Source organism: Chryseobacterium sp. SIMBA_038, assembly GCF_046535115.1.
Classification (GTDB): Bacteria; Bacteroidota; Bacteroidia; order Flavobacteriales; family Weeksellaceae; genus Chryseobacterium.
In genome coordinates this window covers 1-256 of sequence record NZ_JAWRXH010000288.1, presented here as the reverse complement: position 1 = coordinate 256, position 256 = coordinate 1, and the positions used below count along the sequence as shown (strand labels likewise).

At 32.8% G+C, this 256-nt stretch carries 1 protein-coding gene; it reads left to right on the top strand.

All coding sequences use genetic code 11. The annotated features are described in order from the left end of the window. On the top strand, window positions 1-256 hold a 256-nt coding region (locus SB689_RS23595), incomplete at both ends, for a hypothetical protein (protein ID WP_410694472.1).

Here is a 256-nt window from a genome sequence, read left to right as displayed (position 1 = left end):
AGCACAAAATATTCTAGCCTGGACCATTGGAGTTCTCACCGCATACTACTATCTCATGTATATTAAAAATGAGTACGATCTGATTCTGTTCAAAAAAAAAATATCTTTTGAAACAATAGGTATTTTTCTACTCATTATGCTCATCATTCTTTTCATTCTTCCATATACCATCACACAATCTTTGGAACATTCCAGAATTATTTTTCTGGGCTTTTTCCTAGCCATACTAAGTCTGATTTTGCTAGGCATTTTCAGA